Raw genomic sequence first — 16,276 nt, 5'->3', positions numbered from 1 at the left:
GTCCGACGTGAGCACCCTCTTCACACCCCTGTCCGTCCGCGGTATCGAGACGCGCAACCGCCTGTGGGTGTCGCCCATGTGTCAGTACAGCGCGACCGAGGGGATGCCGAACGACTGGCACCACGTCCACCTCGCCCAGTTCGCGGCGGGGGGTGCGGGCCTCGTCATCGCCGAAGCGACCGCCGTCTCCCCGGAGGGGCGCATCTCGCCCGACGACGTCGGCCTCTGGAACGACGCACAGGCCGAGGCGTGGGCCCCGATCGTCGCGGCGATCCGTGCGCGCGGCTCGGTCGCGGGCGTGCAGCTCGGCCACGCGGGGCGCAAAGCCTCGACCACGTCGCCGCTCACGGGCGGCCGCGGCAGCGTCTCGCCCGCCGACGGCGGCTGGACGACCGTCGCTCCCTCGGCGCTCGCGTACGACTCGTTCGCCGAGCCGGTCGCGCTGGACGTGGAGGGCCTCGAGAAGGTCGTCACCGATTTCGCGGATGCCGCCCGCCGAGCCGTCGCGGCCGGATTCGACGTCGTCGAGATCCACGCCGCCCACGGCTACCTCCTCCACCAGTTCCTCTCGCCGCTCACGAACCACCGCGACGACGCCTACGGCGGCTCTTTCGAGAACCGCGTGCGCCTCGTCGTGCGCGTGACCGAGGCCGTGCGCGCCGCCGCCCCCGACGTGGCCGTGTTCGTCCGGTTCTCGGCGACCGACGCCGCCGAGGGAGGCTGGGACGTGGCCGACACCGTCGCCGCGTCGCGGCTGGTCGCCGAGGCGGGCGCCGATCTCATCGACGTCTCGAGCGGCGGGCTCGTGCCGCATCAGCACATCGTCCCCGGGCCGGGATACCAGGTCGGCTACGCGGCGACCGTCCGCCGCGAGACGGGACTGCTCGTCGCCGCCGTCGGCATGATCGACGACCCGACCTTCGGCGAGCAGATCCTTGCCGACGGCCGCGCCGACGCGATCCTGTCCGCCCGCGAATGGCTCCGCGACCCGCACTACGCGCTGCGCGCCGCGGCCACCCTCGGCGACCCCGTTCCCGCGCCCGCGCAGTACCTCCGCGCCTACTGAGCCGCGAGCGGGCGCGCGGCGAACCCCGCGCGAACCGCGCGGCATCACGCGAACCGCCCGGCGGTGAGAACACCGGATGCCGCGAGGCCTGGGCCCCGTGGCATCCGGTGTTCTGCGTCAGGCGAAGCGGCGGCGCGCGGTGGCGTCCTGCACCTCGCCGACCAGCTCTTCGATGACGTCCTCGAGGAAGAGCACCGCGCGCACGTCGCCGGCCTCGTCGCGCACCTGCGCGAGGTGGCGACCCGAGCGGCGCATGAGCGCGAGGGCGTCCTCGAGGTCGGTCGTCTCGAGCACCGACACCATGTGATGGATGCGCTTGCTCGGGATGGGGCGCGCCATGTCGGCATCCGACCCGTCCGCCGCGCGGAGCACGTCCTTGAGGTGCACGTAGCCCGTGGGATGGCCGGCCTCGTCGACGATCACGTACCGCGAGTAGCCGTGCTGGGCGACCGCGCGCTCGATCTCGCCCGGCGTGGTCCGCTCGGGCAGCGTGACGAGCGCGGCCATCGGCACAGCGATGTCGGCGGCCTTCTTCTCGGTGAACTCCACGACCGCCGTGACCGTACCCGCGGCGTCGTCGAGCACGCCCTCGCGCCGCGACTGGTTCACGATGGTGGCAACCTCATCGAGGGTGAAGGTGGATGCCGCCTCGTCCTTGGGCTCGACACGGAACAGTCGCAGCACGTGGTTGGCGGTCCAGTTCAGCGCGACGATGATCGGGTGGAACGCCTTCGACACCGCGACGAGCGGCGGGGCGAGCATGAGCACAGCCCGGTCGGGCAGCGAGAACGCCAGGTTCTTCGGAACCATCTCGCCGAACACGACGTGCAGGTACGACACCAGCAGCAGGGCGACGACGAAGCCGACCACATCGACGGCCGCCTCGGACAACCCCGTGAGACCCAACGGGCCCTCGAGCAGGTGGTGGATCGCCGGCTCCGAGACGTTCAGGATCAGCAGCGAGCAGATCGTGATGCCGAGCTGGCACGTGGCCAGCATGAGCGTCGCGTGCTCCATCGCGTAGAGGGCCGTCTTGGCCGCGCGCGAGCCGCGCTCCGCGAGCGGCTCGACCTGCGAGCGACGCGCCGAGATGACGGCGAACTCCGCGCCGACGAAGAAGGCGTTGGCGACGAGGAGGACGACCAACCAGGCGATACCTGCCCAATCGCTCATCGCTGATCACCGCCCTTCGCGGCGCGCACGAGGTCGTCGATGTTCTCCTCCACCGGGTTTGCCGTGTACTGGACGCGATCGACACGACGGCCGTCCATGCGGTTCACGGTCAGGACACCGTCCTCGATGTCGACGGTGTCCCCCACCGCGGGGATCCGTTCGAGGGTCGCCATGATGAAGCCGCCCACGGTGTCGTAGGCGTCGCCCTCGGGCACGCGGACGCCCGCGCGGTCGAGCGCCTCGTCGGGACGCAGGTCGCCGGGGAAGGTCAGCGAGACGGCCGTCCGCACCACACCGGCGCGGGAGCGGTCGTGCTCGTCGAGCACCTCGCCGACGATCTCCTCGACGAGATCCTCGAGCGTCACGATCCCCGCGGTCCCGCCGTACTCGTCGACGACGATCGCCATCTGGTAGCCGCGCGAGCGCAGCTCCGACACGAGGGCGTCGAGGTGCACCGTCTCGGGAACGCGGAGCGGTTCGGTGGCGAGGGCCGCCACCGGCACCTCGCCGCGCTTCTCGCGGGGCACGCCGATCGCGGCCTTGAGGTGCACGACGCCGACGATGTCGTCCATCGACTCGCCGTACACGGGGAAGCGGCTGTGCCCGGTCCGTCGGGCGAGCTGCACGACGTCGTCGGTGGGGTCGCCCGCGGCGAGCGCGTGAACGCTCGGGCGGGGAGTCATGACGTCGGCCGCGCTGAGGCGCGCGAACGTCAGGCTGCGATCCAGCAGCGAGGCGGTGTCCTTCTCGAGCATGCCGGCGCTCGCCGATCGCTTGACGAGGCTCGACAGCTCCTCGGCCGACCGGGCTCCCGACAACTCCTCCTTGGGCTCAACGCCCATGGCACGCAGCACGCCGTTGGCGCTGCCGTTGAGGACGACGATCGCGGGCTTGAAGACGGCGGTGAAGGCGACCTGGAACGGGATCACGAGCTTCGCCGTCTGCCGCGGGATGGCGAGCGCGAAGTTCTTCGGCACCAGTTCGCCCAGGATCATCGACAGCACGGTCGCGAAACCGACGCCGATGACGGCCGCGACCGAGACGGTCACCGCCTCGGGCAGTCCCCACGACGCGAACACGGGGCGCAGCAGGTTCGAGATCGCCGGTTCCATCGTGTAACCGGTGAGAAGGGTCGTCAGCGTGATGCCCAGCTGCGCGCTCGACAGGTGCGTCGAGGTGATGCGCAGCGCATCGATCGTGAGCGACAGTCGGGACTCGCCGGCTTCGCGGCGGGCTTCGAGGTCGGCGCGGTCGAGGTTGACCAGCGCGAACTCGCTCGCGACGAAGAGTCCGGTTCCCACGGTGAGGAGCAGCCCCACGCCCAGCATGACGTAATCCATCAGGCATCACCCCCGCTCGAGCGGTCGGCGGGAGAGGGTCGTTGGGGCCTGGGTCTACAACTGGGAGGGTCGTCCATCGTGCCGACGATTCTAGGGCAGCACCACGCCCCTCGCGGCCGGTCCGACCGGATCCGCGCCGCGGGCAGGATGGAGGAATGGATGCCACCTCCCCGGCGCAGTCGCGCGCGATGTCCGCCGAGGCCGCCGTCGTGCGCCGTTTCATCCACCGCTTCGGCCCGGTGGCGTGGGCGCACGCTGCGGCGCCCGGGGTCGCGGGGGCGCGCACGTGGCACTACTGGTGGCACGCTCACCTCCTGCACGCGTTCAGCGAGGCGCAGGAGCACCGCCCCGATCCCCGGCGCGCGCGGCTGGAACGCGAGCTGCACCGCGGCGTCGCCCTCCGCACGCTCGGTCGCTGGACGACGCCGTTCTACGACGACGTCGCGTGGATGACCCTCGCGCTGCAGCGCTACGACCTCGGGGATCGGCGGATCGAGCGGCTCGTCCGCCGACTCGCCGACGCGATCGACCCCGCCGTGGGGGCGCTGCCGTGGGCGGTGGGCAGCAGCCTGTACAACGCGCCCGCCAACTCCCCCGCGGCGATCGCCCTGGCGTGGACCGCGCGACGCGGGGTGGCGGTCGACCTCGACGCGTGGGTCGCGGCGACCCTCGACGATGCCGGGACGGGACTCGTCCGCGACGGCGTCGAGCACGGCGCCGTCCGGCCCGAGCTGTGGACGTACAACCAGGGGGTGGCGATCGGCTCGGCTCTCGCGCTCGCGGAAACGGCGCCCGACGCCGATTCCCGCGATGCGCACCTCTCTCGCGCGGCGGGCCTCGTCGATGCGGTCGAGCGCTGGTGTGCCCCGGACAACGGCCTCTTCCCCGCGGCCGGGGGTGGCGACGGCGGTCTCTTCGCCGGCATCCTCGCCCGCTACCTCGCCGAGGCGGCCGCGGCATTCTCCGGCCCCGCGGACGACGAGCAGGGCGCGGTGGCCGAGAGCGCGCGACGCCTGGTGCGCGTCAACGCCGAGGCGCTGTGGGAGGGCCGTCGCGGCGACCTGTTCCCCGCCGATCCGCGTCGGGCGGCACGCGCCGACGGCGACGACCTCGACCTCTCGGTCCAGCTCGGGGCGTGGATCACGCTCGAGGCGGACGTCGCGGCATCCCTCACCAGCTGACGGGGAGCGCCTTACCCTCTTCGTACCCGGCGGCCGACTGGAGGCCGACGCGCGCACGCTCGTGGAACTCCGCCACCGTGGCCGCACCCGCGTACGTGAACGACGAACGCACGCCCGAGGTGATCATGTCGAGCAGGTCTTCCAGCCCCGGACGCTGCGGGTCGAGGTAGATGCGCGACGACGAGATCCCCTCGGCGAAGAGCTCTTTGCGGGCGCGTTCGAACGGATCGAGTCGGCCGAAGCGTCCCTGCACGGCCTTCGTCGAGGCCATGCCCCACGATTCCTTGTAGATGCGGCCGCCCTCGTCGGTGCGAAGACGCCCCGGGGACTCGATCGTCCCCGCGAACCACGAGCCGATCATCACGGATGCCGCGCCCGCCGCGAGCGCGAGGGCGACGTCGCGGGGGTAGCGCACGCCCCCGTCCGCCCAGACGTGCGCGCCGACGCCGCGCGCCGCCTCGGCCGTCTCGAGGACGGCCGAGAACTGCGGGCGACCGACGGCGGTCATCATGCGGGTCGTGCACATCGCGCCCGGACCGACACCGACCTTGAGGATCGACGCGCCGGCGTCGGTGAGGTCGCGCACGCCCTCGGCGGTGACGACGTTGCCCGCGGCGATCGGGATGCCGAGATCCAGCGCCGCGACCTCGCGGAGCGCGCGCAGCATCTGCGCCTGGTGTCCGTGCGCCGTGTCGACGACGAGCACGTCGACCCCGGCCGCGGCGAGCGCGCGGGCCTTCCCCGCGACGTCGCCGTTGACGCCGACGGCCGCGGCGACGATCAGGCGTCCCTCGGCGTCGACGGCCGGACGGTACACGGAGTCGCGCAGCGCGCTGCGCGCGGAGAGCGTGCCGACGATCCGGTCGCCGTCGACCACCGCGACGATGTCGGCCTCCCCCACGAGCGCGAACACCTCGCGGGGGTCGCCGACCCGGGTCACCTCGACCAGCGGCGCGTCGGTGCGGGCGATGTCGCCGAGGGTGGCATCCGGGAGCGCCGTCGCCAGGCGCGGAGCGGGAACGATGCCGCGGAAGTCCGAGACGCCGATGACGCCGTCGTCACGCGTGTCGGCCACGACGATGCCGCGACCGGGCACCGGCGGCAGCACGAGACGGGCGTCGGCGACCGTGGCCGAGGGCGGGAGGACGAGCGGAGCATCCCACGCCACGGGCTGCGCCTTGACCCAGCCGACCGCATCCACGAGCTCGGGAAGCGGCAGGTCCTGCGGCAGCACACCGAGCCCGCCGCGGCGCGCCAGCGTCGCCGCCAGCCGCGTCCCGGTGACCGAGTTCATGTTGGCCGAGACGAGCGGCAGAGTCGCCCCGCTCCCGTCCCCCGGAGCGAGATCGACGTCCAGGCGGCTGCGTACCTCGGAATGCCGCGGGACGAGGAAGACGTCCGAGTAGGTCAGATCGACATCGGGCTGAGCACCGGAGAACTCCATGGCATCCACCTCACCACATCAGGGGATTGTAAAGACCCGGAAGCCGTCCAGATTCCTCGGCTAGGGTTGAGAGAGTGCGTGACGGTGACGTCGTGCGCATTCCACAGGAATCTTCATCGAGGAAAGCAGGCGATCGACTGTGTCGAGCCAGGTGACGGGCGTCGGTACTTCGAGCGAGGGCGAGTTCGGCGCGAACGAGTGGCTCGTAGACGAACTCTACGAACAGTTCAAAGTCGACAAGCACTCCGTAGACAAGGCCTGGTGGCCGATTCTGGAGGCGTACCACCCGGTCGTCGACGGATCCGCCGCGGCCGGCAGTCCTCCCTCGGCCCCCGCGGCCGAGCCGAAGCCCGTGACGGCCCCCATTCCCGTGGTCGGTCAGGCTCCCGTGGCTCGCACCACGACGAAGCCCGCGGCCCCCCAGCCGATCCCCGCGCAGGCGCCCGCCGCGGCGCCGTCGTCCGGGACCGAGAGCACCGAAGAAGACCGCGTGACGGTCCTGAAGGGGATGCCGAAGGCCCTGGCATCCAACATGGACGACTCGCTGACGGTCCCGACGGCGACGAGCGTCCGCACGATCCCGGCGAAGCTGATGATCGACAACCGCATCGTCATCAACAACCACATGTCGCGCACGCGCGGCGGCAAGGTGAGCTTCACGCACCTCATCGGGTGGGCGCTGATCCAGGCGCTCAAGGAGTTCCCGAGCCAGAACGTCTACTACGCCGAGATCGACGGCAAGCCCTCGGTCGTGGCGCCCGCGCACATCAACCTGGGCATCGCGATCGACATGCCCAAGCCCGACGGGTCGCGCGCACTCCTGGTGCCGAGCATCAAGCGCGCCGACACCCTCACGTTCGGCGAGTTCCTCGCCTCGTACGAAGACCTCGTGCGCCGTGCGCGCAACAACAAGCTCACCCCGGCCGATTTCCAGGGCACCACGATCTCGCTGACGAACCCCGGCGGCATCGGCACGGTGCACTCGGTCCCCCGCCTCATGCGCGGCCAGGGCGCGATCATCGGCGCCGGTGCGCTCGACTACCCGGCCGAGTTCCAGGGCGCGAGCGAGAAGACGCTCAACGAGTTCGCGATCGGCAAGACGATCACCCTCACCAGCACCTACGACCACCGCGTCATCCAGGGTGCGGGCTCGGGCGAGTTCCTCAAGAAGGTGCACGAGCTGCTCATCGGGCAGCGCGGCTTCTACGACGACATCTTCGCGGCGCTGCGCATTCCGTACGCGCCGATCCATTGGGCCGCCGACATCAACGTCGACATCTCGGAGCGCATCGACAAGAGCGCACGCGTGCAGGAGCTCATCAACTCCTACCGTGTCCGCGGCCACCTCATGGCCGACATCGACCCGCTCGAGTACGTCCAGCGCACCCACCCCGACCTCGAGATCGAGTCGCACGGACTCACGTTCTGGGACCTCGACCGCGAGTTCGTGACCGGGGGCCTCGGCAACCGGCGCGTGGCGAAGCTCCGCGACATCCTCGGCGTCCTGCGCGACTCGTACTGCCGCACCATCGGCGTCGAGTACATGCACATTCAAGACCCCGTGCAGCGAACCTGGTTCCAGAGCAACGTCGAGGTCAAGTACACCAAGCCCGGCCACGACGAGCAGCTGCGCATCCTGTCGAAGCTGAACCAGGCCGAGGCGTTCGAGACCTTCCTGCAGACGAAGTACGTCGGCCAGAAGCGCTTCAGCCTCGAGGGCGGCGAGTCGCTCATCCCGCTGCTCGACCAGATCCTGCAGGGCGCCGCGTCCAAGGGCCTCGACGGCGCCGCGATCGGCATGGCCCACCGCGGTCGCCTCAACGTGCTGACCAACATCGGCGGCAAGACGTACGGCCAGGTCTTCCGCGAGTTCGAGGGCGCCGTCGCCGTGGGTAGCAAGCGCGGCTCGGGCGACGTGAAGTACCACCTCGGAACCGAGGGCACCTTCGTCGGCGACAACGGCGAAGAGCTCCCCGTGTACCTCGCCGCGAACCCGTCGCACCTCGAGACCGTCGACGGCGTGCTCGAGGGCATCGTCCGCGCCAAGCAGGACCGCAAGCCCATCGGGACGTTCTCGTGGCTGCCCATCCTCGTGCACGGCGACGCCGCGTTCGCGGGCCAGGGCGTCGTCGTCGAGACGCTGCAGATGTCGCAGCTGCGCGGCTACCGCACGGGCGGCACGATCCACGTCGTCGTGAACAACCAGGTCGGCTTCACCACCACGCCGACCGACGCCCGCACCTCGGTGTACGCCACCGACGTCGCCAAGACGATCCAGGCCCCCGTCCTGCACGTGAACGGCGACGACCCCGAGGCCGTCGTCCGCGCCGCGGAGCTCGCGTTCATGTACCGTGAGGAGTTCCACCGCGACGTCGTGATCGACCTCGTCTGCTACCGCCGCCGCGGTCACAACGAGGGCGACGACCCCTCGATGACGCAGCCGCTGATGACGAACCTCATCGAGGCGAAGCGCTCCGTCCGTCGCCTGTACACCGAGTCGCTGGTCGGCCGCGGTGACATCACCGAAGACGAGTACGAGCAGGCCAAGCAGGACTTCCAGAACCGTCTCGAAGTCGCCTTCGCCGACACGCACGAGGCCGAGACCGGGACGAACCCCGTCATCTCGACCGAGGCCGCCGACGACGTGCCGACCGGCGCGCCCGAGACGACCGGGGTGTCGCGCGAGGTCGTGCACCACATCGGCGATGCCTTCGTGAACAAGCCCGACGGCTTCACGGTGCACAACAAGCTCCAGCAGCTGCTCGAGAAGCGTTTCGACATGAGCCGCAACGGCGGCATCGACTGGGCCTTCGGCGAGCTCCTCGCCTTCGGCTCGGTGCTCATGGAGGGAACGCCCGTCCGCCTCGCGGGTCAGGACTCGCGCCGCGGCACGTTCGTGCAGCGTCACGCGGTCCTGCACGACCGCAAGAACGGCCAGGAGTGGCTGCCGCTCGCGAACCTCAGTGAGAACCAGGGTCGATTCTGGGTCTACGACTCGCTGCTGAGCGAGTACGCCGCGATGGCGTTCGAGTACGGCTACTCGGTCGAGCGCTCCGACGCGCTCGTCCTGTGGGAGGCGCAGTTCGGCGACTTCGCGAACGGTGCCCAGTCGGTCATCGACGAGTTCATCTCGTCGGCCGACCAGAAGTGGGCGCAGCAGTCGAGCGTCGTGCTGCTGCTCCCCCACGGCTACGAGGGCCAGGGCCCCGACCACTCCTCGGCTCGTATCGAGCGCTACCTGCAGATGTGCGCGCAGGACAACATGATCGTCGCGCGCCCGTCGACGCCCGCGTCGTACTTCCACCTGCTCCGTCGCCAGGCGTACCAGCGCCCGCGCCGTCCGCTCATCGTCTTCACGCCGAAGGCCATGCTGCGCCTGCGCGGGGCGACGAGCCCGGTCGAGGACTTCCTCGAGGGTCGCTTCGAGCCGGTGCTCGACGATGACCGCGGTCTCGACGGCGGCGCCGTGAAGCGCGTGCTGCTGCACGCCGGAAAGATCCACTGGGATCTGCGGGCCGAGCTCGACAAGAACCCGAACCCCGAGATCGCCCTCGTCCGGCTCGAGCAGTACTACCCGGCGCCGATCGAAGAGCTCACGCGCGCTCTCGACCAGTACCCGAACGCCGAACTGGTGTGGGTGCAGGACGAGCCCGAGAACCAGGGTGCGTGGCCCTTCATCGCGCTCGAGGTCGACGACAAGCTGGGTCGCCCGATCCGCGTCATCTCGCGCGCTGCCGCCGCCTCGACGGCGACCGGCTCGCCGAAGGTGCACGCGAACGAGCACGCCGAGATCATGAAGGCTGCTCTCGAGCGCTGATCCTCCCCACGAGAAAAGGCCCGGTCGAAAGACCGGGCCTTTTCTCGTGCGCCCCTCACGCCGTCTGGCCTCCGTGGGCCCCAACGGTGATGGCGGGTGCATAAGCCGCACGTCAGAACGCTCGCGGCCGCGCGGCCGTGTCAGGACACAGCCGCGTCAGGACGCGGGCGGAGCCAGACCGAGCACCGGGGCCAGCACGGGGAGCGAGTACGTGAGGCTGGCATCCAGTGCCTCTCCGGTGTGCCCCGCTCCCTGCACGACGTAGGTCACGACGGTGAATCCCGCGGCCTGGGCGGCCTCGGAGTTCGCCTTCTGCCCGGGGCCGTAGGTGGTGTCCTCGCTCCCCCACGTGAAGATCGCGAGGTGGCCGGTGTAGGTGCCGGGAGGCGCGGCGGCCATGATGACCGACGGCTTCGTCGCCTGGAACGCGTTCGCGTCGCCGTTGAACACCTCGGCCACGGTCTTGTCGACGTGCTCGGAGCCCGGGAACTCGTTGCCCATGATGTCGAGCATCTGGCCCCACACCTCGGGATACTTCGCGCCGTACACCGCGGCGCACGACCCACCGTTCGAGAACCCGCCGATGGTCCAGTACCGGTGGTCCTTGACGATGTTGAGCTTCGCCTCCGCCCACTGCGGCACGAGCTGGTTGATGTAGGTCGACACGGCGCCGTAGGTCGCGGAGTCGACGCAGGCGGGGTCTCTGTCGGCGGCGCCCAGCTGGTCGACGACCACGGCGATGGGAGCGAGACCGTTGTGCTGAGCGGCGAACGCGTCGAGCGCCTTGGCGAGGTTGGTCGGGTCGGGGGAACCCGGCTGCCCCATCATGAACACCAGGAGCGGGAGCGCGGGCGGGTTCGCGACCTGCGCCGCCGGCGGGAGGTAGAGGGAAGCATCGCGCGCGGCGTACTGCCCCGTCGGGATCTTGGCATCCCCCGTCAGGGCGCTCACCGAACCCTTCGAGGGCATTCCCGCAGGAGGCTGCCAGTTCTGGTACAGCGTCGCCGGATCGCCCGCGGTCGCGGTGGGTGCGGGCAGCGACGCGGGGTCGAGAGCCTGCACGCCCAGGATCGCCGCGAGATTGTGCGTGACGCCGTACGACGTGTTGACGCCGAGCGCGGCCGCGAAGAGACCTGCGAGCACCGTCACCACACCCACCACCCGACGACCCCACGGGCGACGGCAGATGCCCACGACGCCGATGGCGACGGCGACGATCCCGCCCGTGGCCCAGGTGGCCGCGTGGGCCGGTAGCGGCCCCTGAAAGAGCCCCCTGGCCTCCAGGATGTGGGCAACGATGTACATGAGGATGCCCGCGCTGACGCCGATGAGCAGCGTCGGGACGATCCGCCGCGGCGCCCACGCGATCACGGCGATCACGCCCAGACCCGCGATCACCGCGCAGATCGTGAGCAGTGGACTGTCGATGAGTTCGAAGGACAGCACGAAACGGTTCACCGGCGCCCCTCCCATGCGGTTCTCGCCAAAGCGACGATCTCACGGCGCGACGCGTCGGGGAGGTAGGCGCGGCCGACGGCCGCACCGATTGCCGGAAGCTGGAGCGGGTCGCGATAGGCGAGCGAGAGCGGACGGTAGCGCGGGCGGAACTTGCCCTTGAAGCGGAACAGCGACGCGAAGCCGTACGCGGGTTCGAGCACCTCGGCGAGCCACCGCAGCAGAGCCCGCAGCGGACCGGGGTCGCCGTCCGCCGGCTCATCGGGATCGTCCGCGAGGGGCGCTCCCGACAGGCTGAGGACCGTAGCCCCCTCGGACTGCAGCTGCAGGGCCGCCTTAGCGATGAGGAACTCCATCATCCCGTTGGGCCCGTCGGTGCGTCGACGCATGAAGTCGAGCGTCCACCCCGTGAGCTCGCCGTCGGTCCAGCTCGGCATCCAGCTCGTCACCGCTTCGATGCGGTCGTCGGGCCCGACCGCCAGGAGCAGACGGACGTCGCGGTCGCGCAGCTCATCGAGGGAGCCGAGCGTGAAGCCCATCTCGGGCAGCGCCCGATCGGCCACCCATTCCTCGTCGATGGCGATCACCTGCGACACCTGCGACACCGTCAGCTCGTGCCATCGGGTCCAGACGGCGGTGTAGCCCTCGCGCTCCGCGCGCGTCATCGGCTGCCGGACCTTCTGCCACGCTTTGCCCGCGAACGTCAGTCCGGGAAGATCCATGACCGTCTCGACGCCGACCGGGATCTGCCTCCACCCGAGGTCGCGCAGATCGTCCGCGGTGTCGGAATGGATGCTGTAGAACGCAGGTGTCCACCCGTGCTCGACGCAGAAATCGGTGAAGGCCCGCAGCGCCTCGGTGCGCCCGCCGGGCGGCGTCAGGGGGTCGCCGACGGCGAGCGCCACGTCGCCGACCAGTCGATACGCGATCGCGCTCTGCCGATCGGCCGACGACCAGTGCCGGTTTCCCTCCCACGTGCCGAGGAAGCCGAGGGTGTCGCTCCCCCGCCGCAGCAGTTCCCGGTAGAGCGAGTCGTCTTCGGCATCCGGGCGCTGCACCCGGCGATACAGCCACAGGATCGCCGCGATCACGATCGCCCAGAAGAGAACACCGACCCACTGGTAGGCGAAGAGGGCCACGCCGTGGTGCGGGAATCCCGAGGCTCCGGGCGTGGTGTACGACGGCGGGAAGAACCGGCGCAGCGTGAGTCCCAGCATGTCGAGCACGGAGATCTCGCGGTCGAAGGCGCGTCGCCCCAGCTCCTCGGTGACGAAGAAGCCCGAGCCGATCGCGACGAAGGCGAGCCCGACGATGATGGCGAAGGTGCGCGTCGCGCGCCGCGTCGCGCGCACGGGGAAACGGCGCCGAGCCACCACCAGGGCTGCGGCGAGGACCAGCGGGATGAAGACGGATGCCAGGGCCCACAGCACGTACTCGGCACCACTGCCGTCGACCCACGGGTCGATGCGCAGCCGACCGTTCGCCAAGGCGACGAGGGGCGAGACAGCGGACATCACGAGGGTGAGGACCGCGAGGACGAGGGCCGCACGCCGGCCCTGACGCAGCCCCCAGGCCGCGACCAGCATGAGGGCGAGGGGAACGATCGCCAGCAGCGCCGGTCCCAGCCCCCGGGTCATCAGCAGCGCGACCTGCTCGTTGCAGACCGACTCCGAGAGCTGTTCACACCGCGCGAGGAGGGCGTCGTCGTACTGCGTGTACGCGTCGACGACGAGGGACAGGGGTCCGCGTCCGCCGCCGCTGATGAGCGCGACGAGGGGCCCGCTCCCCACGACGGCGACCATCAGGGCCAGGAGCGTCCGCGTCTCGCGCGCGGAGCTGCGATGCCAGGACCGTCGCTCGATCCCCCGGGCGAGCACCGCACCCACGACGAGTCCGATGGTCGCCGTGATGATGCGGTACCAGGAGTCCGCGTCGCCGGCGTAGAGCGCGAACAGCGAAAGCAGGGCGAACCCGACCAGGCGGAGTCGACGGCGCCACAGGGTGAGGGCGAACGCGCTGGCCACCATCACGACGCCCGCGAGCGGTGTCGTGGGGTCGAGGACCGGCACCTCGGCGGCCACGACCGGTCGCAGATCGGTCACCGACCAGACGGCCGCGTGCATCCCCACGCCGGCGAGAAGCCCGACGACACCGATGACGAGATACAGGATGCCGGTACGCCGGGAGCCGAGGAGTCGTTCGGCCGCGGCGAGCGCCGTCAGGGCGAGAACCACCGACGTGACCGCGTCGATCGGCGAGTCGGGGATGAACAGCGCGGTCACGATCGTCCACCACCGCCCGGAGGCAAACGTGGCGAGGGGGCCTGCGCCCCAGATGAGAGCGTCCTCGCCCCAGAGCGTGCCCGTCGCCGCCGCTGACGCGGTGATCAGCACCGCGATGCACACCGCGACCGGGTTGGCCCGCACGTACCGCCCGAGGGCCGCCGCGACGGCGCGCGGATCGACCCGGAACCGCGAGCGCCGCGGCGGGGAGGGGGGTGGGGCGTCGGACATCGGCAGGAGATTACGGGGCGACCCTATGAGAAACGCTCAGTACCAGATGTCCAGGAGAGGGGCGACGTCCGGAACGAAGGCGGCGTCGACCTCGGCCAGTGCCTGCGCGGAACCGTGCACGAGGCCCGCGGCGGCGAGCTCACGGGCTCGGACACCGCCGAGCAGCAGGGAGCTGAGCGCGCCGACCGACAGTTCGACGTCGACGGCGCGGGACTCGGGGGCCGCGTCGACCTCCGCCACCCCGTCGGCGTCGATGCGCAGGCTCCATGCGCCATCGGCGAAGCCGAGGGGATCCTCGACCCGCATGACGACGTCGAGAGCACGTGCGTAGCGGCGCGCACTCAGGGTCGCGGGCACGTCGAGGATGCGCAGCCAGTGGTGGTCGGTGAGCGTCGCGGTCACGGCCCGACGGTCCGCGACCATCCACTGAACCGGCGGAACAGCGGGCTGCAGCGACGCCTTCACCTCGCCGACGAGATCGTGCTCGATCGCGAAGCGCCACAGCGCAGCCGCCGCCTCGTCGCCGTCGGCGAAGAGCGCCCGCACGCTCAGGACGTGTGCCGAGTAGTCGTCGTTCGGTCCGGGGTCGAGCGTGTACACGAGGATGCCGCGTTCCTCGCCCGCCGCGTCGCGGTACGACACCGCGCGCACCTTGTTGCCGTCCTTGGCGTCGGGGGTGAGACCGGCCACGCCGCGCCAACGCCCCTCCCAGCCGGGCACGGACCCGGGGCGTTCGAGGCGAACCCGCTCGTGGACGCGGCTCAGTCGCTCGGGGAGGCTCTCGCGCGAGACGAAGTCCAGGCGCCCCGGTGCGACGGGACCGGTCCACCGTGCGCGCCGCGTGTCGACGACGACGTCGGAGGCCCAGGCGGCGGGAGAGAACCCCCACCGCCCGTAGATCGTCGCCTCGGTGACCGTCAGTCCCGCGAGCGGAAAGCCCGCGGCGGCCGCGGTGCGCAGTTCGCCCGTGAGCATCGCGCGGGCGATCCCCCGGCGCCGGTGGGTCGGCGCCACCGTGACGGCGCTGATCGACCAGAGGGGGATCGTCCGCCCGGGCGACACGGTGAGCTCGGTGGCCCACGAATCGACGGTCGCGACGGGTGACTCGGGGGCCACGCCCGAACGGTCGAACACGCCGGTCAGACGACGCGGGGTCAGCGCTCGGCGAGCACTCTCGACCTCGTCCGCGGAGGGATCCTCACCGAGGAATCCTCGCGACACCGCACGCAGGAAAGGCTCGAAGCCCTCGTGGTCAGCCGGTACGAGGGCGTACTCGAGGCCGCTGGCTTCCAGATCGGCGGCGGAGGTGGCGTCGAGAGCGAGAGCGCGCGTGTCTGTCGTGGCCATACCCCCAGCCTACGGACCCTCGTGGGGCCGCTGCCCGTCCGCGTCAGTGAGCGGCCTGCACCGAACGGAGTCGGGCGAGCACCTGGTCGCGGAGTTCCTCCGGCGCCGTCTCTTTGCAGGCCCGCGCGACCACTTCGGTCAGCGTGCGGGCGACGAGCGCCTCGTCCTGGCATCCGGGGCAGTTCTCGAGATGGTCCCGGATGTCCTTCGCCTCGGTCTTGCAGACCTCGTTGCGCAGGTACTCCTCGAGGTCGCGCCGTGCCTGGTCGCAGCCGCAGTCGCTCATTTCTTCTCTCCCGTCGCGGCCTGGAAGCCACGTTCTTTCGCGTAATCCGACAGCAGGTCGCGCAGCAGCCGTCGGCCGCGGTGCAAACGGCTCATGACCGTGCCGATCGGGGTTTTCATGATGTCGGCGATCTCTTGGTAGGCGAAGCCCTCCACGTCGGCGAGGTACACCGCCAGGCGGAAGTCTTCGGGGATCGACTGCAGCGCGTCCTTGACGACCGACGCGGGCATGTGGTCGATGGCCTCGGCCTCGGCCGAGCGCGCGCTGGTCGCGGTCGTCGACTCGGCGCCGCCGAGCTGCCAGTCCTCGAGGTCGTCGATCGCGCTCTGGTACGGCTCACGCTGCTTCTTGCGGTACGTGTTGATGTACGTGTTCGTGAGGATCCGGTACAGCCACGCCTTGAGGTTGGTGCCCTGTGTGAACGTCGCCCACGACCCGTAGGCCTTGACGAACGTCTCTTGCACGAGGTCGGCCGCGTCGGCGGGGTTGCGCGTCATGCGCATCGCCGCCGCGTACAGCTGGTCCATGAAGGGCAGCGCCTGCTCTTCGAACTGCGCGCGGGGTTCCGCCACCGGCGGGAGGGTGTCTGCCGTGTCGTCCATTGGGCGCCAGTCTACGTCGGGCATGTCGACGACCACCGGGATGGTCGTGCGC

11 protein-coding genes are annotated in these 16,276 nt (G+C 70.7%); 3 read left to right on the top strand and 8 right to left on the bottom strand.

Annotated elements, in window-relative coordinates; genetic code table 11:
• Positions 1-7: 7 nt before the first annotated feature.
• On the top strand, positions 8-1,066 hold the full coding sequence (locus ACMW4R_RS08380; protein WP_418299645.1) for an NADH:flavin oxidoreductase/NADH oxidase: 1,059 nt from the start codon (positions 8-10) through the stop codon (positions 1,064-1,066).
• A gap of 117 nt (positions 1,067-1,183) precedes the next feature.
• On the opposite strand, the gene ACMW4R_RS08375 is transcribed toward ACMW4R_RS08380, so the two are convergent.
• Both ACMW4R_RS08375 and ACMW4R_RS08370 read right to left on the bottom strand, forming a co-directional pair.
• Complete coding sequence (locus ACMW4R_RS08375; protein WP_418299644.1) at positions 1,184-2,239, bottom strand: hemolysin family protein; 1,056 nt, start codon at positions 2,237-2,239, stop codon at positions 1,184-1,186.
• Positions 2,236-3,579, bottom strand: coding sequence for a hemolysin family protein (locus ACMW4R_RS08370; RefSeq protein ID WP_058597194.1), 1,344 nt, complete (start codon positions 3,577-3,579; stop codon positions 2,236-2,238). Before ACMW4R_RS08370 ends, ACMW4R_RS08375 begins: the two co-directional genes overlap by 4 nt.
• Positions 3,580-3,734: 155 nt before the next feature.
• Between ACMW4R_RS08370 and ACMW4R_RS08365 the strand changes: the two genes are divergently transcribed.
• A complete protein-coding gene (locus ACMW4R_RS08365) occupies positions 3,735-4,760 on the top strand; it encodes a glycoside hydrolase family 76 protein (protein WP_418299643.1) in 1,026 nt (341 codons plus the stop codon).
• Here the strand turns inward: ACMW4R_RS08365 and ACMW4R_RS08360 are convergent.
• Positions 4,750-6,204: a GuaB1 family IMP dehydrogenase-related protein gene (locus tag ACMW4R_RS08360; RefSeq protein WP_058626393.1), complete on the bottom strand. Its 1,455-nt coding sequence runs from the start codon at positions 6,202-6,204 to the stop codon at positions 4,750-4,752. The two genes, ACMW4R_RS08365 and ACMW4R_RS08360, sit on opposite strands and share 11 nt — an antisense overlap.
• Before the next feature lie 139 nt (positions 6,205-6,343).
• Between ACMW4R_RS08360 and ACMW4R_RS08355 the strand changes: the two genes are divergently transcribed.
• The gene (locus tag ACMW4R_RS08355) at positions 6,344-10,021 is read left to right on the top strand and encodes a multifunctional oxoglutarate decarboxylase/oxoglutarate dehydrogenase thiamine pyrophosphate-binding subunit/dihydrolipoyllysine-residue succinyltransferase subunit (protein ID WP_418299642.1); all 3,678 of its coding nucleotides are present in this window, start codon (positions 6,344-6,346) and stop codon (positions 10,019-10,021) included.
• Between the two features lie 156 nt (positions 10,022-10,177).
• Here ACMW4R_RS08355 and ACMW4R_RS08350 read toward each other — a convergent pair whose 3' ends face one another.
• From ACMW4R_RS08350 to ACMW4R_RS08330, 5 genes are read right to left on the bottom strand one after another with little or no spacing between them, the layout of a single operon-like run.
• Positions 10,178-11,479, bottom strand: coding sequence for an alpha/beta hydrolase (locus ACMW4R_RS08350; protein ID WP_193754809.1), 1,302 nt, complete (start codon positions 11,477-11,479; stop codon positions 10,178-10,180).
• Positions 11,476-13,989 carry a bifunctional lysylphosphatidylglycerol flippase/synthetase MprF gene (locus ACMW4R_RS08345; protein ID WP_418299641.1) on the bottom strand — a complete coding sequence of 838 codons (2,514 nt, stop codon included), beginning with the start codon at positions 13,987-13,989 and terminating at the stop codon, positions 11,476-11,478. Before ACMW4R_RS08345 ends, ACMW4R_RS08350 begins: the two co-directional genes overlap by 4 nt.
• Positions 13,990-14,025: 36 nt before the next feature.
• Positions 14,026-15,336 (bottom strand): GNAT family N-acetyltransferase, encoded by a 1,311-nt coding sequence (locus ACMW4R_RS08340; protein WP_058597189.1) that lies wholly within the window; start codon positions 15,334-15,336, stop codon positions 14,026-14,028.
• Between the two features lie 43 nt (positions 15,337-15,379).
• The gene (locus ACMW4R_RS08335) at positions 15,380-15,622 is read right to left on the bottom strand and encodes a zf-HC2 domain-containing protein (RefSeq protein WP_058597188.1); all 243 of its coding nucleotides are present in this window, start codon (positions 15,620-15,622) and stop codon (positions 15,380-15,382) included.
• On the bottom strand, positions 15,619-16,224 hold the full coding sequence (locus ACMW4R_RS08330; RefSeq protein ID WP_058597207.1) for a sigma-70 family RNA polymerase sigma factor: 606 nt from the start codon (positions 16,222-16,224) through the stop codon (positions 15,619-15,621). The genes ACMW4R_RS08335 and ACMW4R_RS08330 overlap by 4 nt, the downstream gene beginning before the upstream one ends.
• Between the last annotated feature and the right edge of the window lie 52 nt (positions 16,225-16,276).

The sequence above is a fragment of the Microbacterium sp. S1037 genome (assembly GCF_048381605.1).
Classification (GTDB): Bacteria; Actinomycetota; Actinomycetes; order Actinomycetales; family Microbacteriaceae; genus Microbacterium; species Microbacterium testaceum_B.
This window is presented reverse-complemented; position numbering and strand designations above follow the sequence as displayed.

Coding starts and splice junctions, on each gene's coding strand:
- ACMW4R_RS08375 (WP_418299644.1), bottom strand. CDS start 2,239: ATGAGCGATTGGGCAGGTATCGCCTGGTTGGTCGTCCTCCTCGTCGCC.
- ACMW4R_RS08370 (WP_058597194.1), bottom strand. CDS start 3,579: ATGGATTACGTCATGCTGGGCGTGGGGCTGCTCCTCACCGTGGGAACC.
- ACMW4R_RS08365 (WP_418299643.1), top strand. CDS start 3,735: ATGGATGCCACCTCCCCGGCGCAGTCGCGCGCGATGTCCGCCGAGGCC.
- ACMW4R_RS08360 (WP_058626393.1), bottom strand. CDS start 6,204: ATGGAGTTCTCCGGTGCTCAGCCCGATGTCGATCTGACCTACTCGGAC.
- ACMW4R_RS08345 (WP_418299641.1), bottom strand. CDS start 13,989: ATGTCCGACGCCCCACCCCCCTCCCCGCCGCGGCGCTCGCGGTTCCGG.
- ACMW4R_RS08340 (WP_058597189.1), bottom strand. CDS start 15,336: ATGGCCACGACAGACACGCGCGCTCTCGCTCTCGACGCCACCTCCGCC.
- ACMW4R_RS08335 (WP_058597188.1), bottom strand. CDS start 15,622: ATGAGCGACTGCGGCTGCGACCAGGCACGGCGCGACCTCGAGGAGTAC.
- ACMW4R_RS08330 (WP_058597207.1), bottom strand. CDS start 16,224: ATGGACGACACGGCAGACACCCTCCCGCCGGTGGCGGAACCCCGCGCG.